We start from the raw sequence: 2,351 nt of genomic DNA, 5'->3' as shown, positions 1-2,351 counted from the left end.
TGGCCGACCGCGAACAGGGTCACGTAGTGGGCGACGTCCTTCAGCCGGTAGAGGAAGAAGATCACCCCGAAGAGGAACAGCAGATGGTCGTAGCCGGTGACCATGTGCTTGGCGCCCAGGTAGATGTAGGGCGCGATGTGGACGCCCGGATTGCCCTGGATGAACGCCTTGTCGTCCTCGGCAACGCCGTGGGCGGCCGCCTCGCCGGCGAGCGCCAGCACGATCCCGAAGGTGAGCCAGCCGGCCAGCCGGCCCCAGCAGGCCACGCGACCATTCAGCCTGCGCATCGCAAGGCCTCCTGCGGTCGTCAGTTGATGGTGAAGGTCGTGGACGCGCGGGCCTGGGTGGCCTTGTTGACCAGCATCACGCCGACCTTCGAACCCGGCGCGAGCTTGACGCCCTTGGCCTCGAACTTGTTGCCGCCGGCCGGCGCCATCTGGACGTTGGAGGTCTGCCCAGCCTTGGTAGTGATGGTCAGCCGCGCCGTCATGCCGGCGCTCTCCACATCCTCGTCGTCGTCCTTGACGTAGAGGGCGACGCCGGCGGGGGCGTTGACCAGCTCGAAGCGGGTCTCGCCCGTCATTTGCACCACGCCGCCGTGCTGCGGCTTCATGCTGCCGTGCGCCTCGGCGCCGGCAGCGAAGGCCAGAGCCGCGAGGCCGACGGCCGCGGCGGACAAGGTCTTCCAGGTCATCATCGCCATGGTCCTCACTCCGGAGCGTGCTGCAGCACGAAGGTCAGGGTGGCCTCATGCTCCATCTTGGCCGCCTTGGCGGGCTCGTCGGACGGGCCGTCGTAGATCGCGTTGACGACGTTCAGGCCCTGGTTACGCACCCGGATCGTGGCGACGCCATCCGCGCCCGTGACGATCTTCTCGGCGTCGGGGTCGTTGACCAGGTCGGCGATCACCCGGGCCCCGGCGATCGGCCTGCCCTTGTAGAGCACGCGCACCTTCATCGGCTCGCCCAGCTTCTCCGGGATCGCGTCCACCGGGACGATCTGGACGACCTGGTCCGGGAATGTCGGCAGGGGCGCGCTGAGCGGCCCGTTGAGGTAGACGGCGTACTTGTAGTTCTTGGTGGTGATTGTGGCGTCCGGCGCCTCGGCCTTGGTCTTCTTCACCCATTCGCCGTCCGGCATCTTCGCCCAGATGCCGTTGTTCATCACGCCGGTGATCACCGTGGCCGGACTGTCGCTGTCGACCATCACCATGGGGCCGGCCACGCGCAGCTTGGTCGGCACCGCCTTGTACTGAGCGTCGTAGCCCGCGACCTTCTCGACGAGCGGCAGCCGCTTGACCGAATCCAAGTCGTCGGCGCCGACGCCGTAGATGAAGGCGAGCTGTTTGGAGCGCTGGGCGAACCAGATGGCGTGGGCGTCGGCCGCCGGGGCCGCGAGTCCGAAGGCGGCCGCGGCGGTCGCCGCCGCGCCAAGGACCTTAAGGAACGTGGGCATTCGGTACTCCCCGTAGTGATCCTGTTCAGGCCTCGAAGGATACCCGCGTTGGGCAAGTCCACGTGCCGTTCGCCGGGCCTGCCGACGCATCTTTTGCCGAAACCAGACCTCAGACGGCAGTCGGCGCCAGCGCCGTGGTTGCTCGCCGTCGGACACCACTCATTCAAGGTCCTGAGGACTGCCCGCCGCCACGGCGCGAGGATGGCTGGGGTCGGCCGTGGCCGGCGGGCGCCGGCGATCGGGGGGAGGATCGCGGCGACCCATGTTCTCCCACGCGTTCGTCAGAATGATCTGCGGATTCAACGGTCGCGACGCGCCGGCTGCGCCGAACGGCGCCGCCAGTTCGCGATCACATGGGGTGGCGCTGCGTCCATCATCGTCCGCAGGAACTGGCGGACCCTCGCGTGGCAGCACATCGGATCATCGGCGCGGCGGCAGCGCTGCTCGCCTTCGCAACGGCGGCGTCGGCCGAGGAGGCGCCAGCCGTCCAGCTGTCGGCGACCTATACGGGCGAAGCCTGGCGCAACCTCGAGGGCGGCCTGCGGCGCGGCTCCGTCTACCTCGAGAACCTCGAGGCGGGCGTCGACATCGACGCCGAGCGTGCTTTCGGCTGGCGCGGCGCGACCGTTCGCGTGTCGGCCTTCTGGAACGACGACGACACTCTCTCGGAGCGACTGGTCGGCGACATCCAGGCGATCAGCGGCAAGGACGCCACCGGCGGGGTCCGCCTCTATGAAGCCTGGGTGCGGCAGGAGTTCGGCGGCGCCGCCGTCAAGCTGGGCGTCATCGACCTCAATAGCGACCTAGCGATCAATAAGGCTGCGCTCCTGTTCGTGAATGGAGCGCAGGGCCTGGGGCTCGACCTCGCGCAGGTCGGGCGGGACGGCCCCTCGGTT

The 2,351-nt window shown here is 68.6% G+C and carries 4 protein-coding genes; 1 reads left to right on the top strand and 3 read right to left on the bottom strand.

Annotated features, from left to right (window positions below; all coding sequences use genetic code 11):
• The 3 genes from VGD44_RS01250 to VGD44_RS01240 all read right to left on the bottom strand — a co-directional run.
• On the bottom strand, nucleotides 1-287 hold a 287-nt coding region (locus tag VGD44_RS01250), incomplete at its 3' end, for a HupE/UreJ family protein (protein WP_331083046.1).
• 20 nt (nucleotides 288-307) lie between these two features.
• Nucleotides 308-703 (bottom strand): hypothetical protein, encoded by a 396-nt coding sequence (locus VGD44_RS01245; RefSeq protein WP_331083044.1) that lies wholly within the window; start codon nucleotides 701-703, stop codon nucleotides 308-310.
• A gap of 5 nt (nucleotides 704-708) precedes the next feature.
• A complete protein-coding gene (locus tag VGD44_RS01240) occupies nucleotides 709-1,455 on the bottom strand; it encodes a DUF4198 domain-containing protein (protein WP_331083042.1) in 747 nt (248 codons plus the stop codon).
• A 404-nt stretch (nucleotides 1,456-1,859) separates the two neighbouring features.
• Between VGD44_RS01240 and VGD44_RS01235 the strand changes: the two genes are divergently transcribed.
• Nucleotides 1,860-2,351: carbohydrate porin (locus tag VGD44_RS01235; protein WP_331083040.1), on the top strand; the 492-nt coding region annotated here is incomplete at its 3' end.

The sequence above is a fragment of the Phenylobacterium sp. genome (assembly GCF_036402295.1).
Classification (GTDB): domain Bacteria; phylum Pseudomonadota; class Alphaproteobacteria; order Caulobacterales; family Caulobacteraceae; genus Phenylobacterium.
The sequence above is the reverse complement of the archived record's forward strand: the minus strand, read 5'-3'. Positions and strand labels throughout refer to the sequence as shown.

Bases quoted from the DNA above. Each gene is read 5' to 3' on its own strand.
- VGD44_RS01245 (WP_331083044.1), bottom strand. From the start codon at position 703: ATGGCGATGATGACCTGGAAGACCTTGTCCGCCGCGGCCGTCGGCCTC.
- VGD44_RS01240 (WP_331083042.1), bottom strand. From the start codon at position 1,455: ATGCCCACGTTCCTTAAGGTCCTTGGCGCGGCGGCGACCGCCGCGGCC.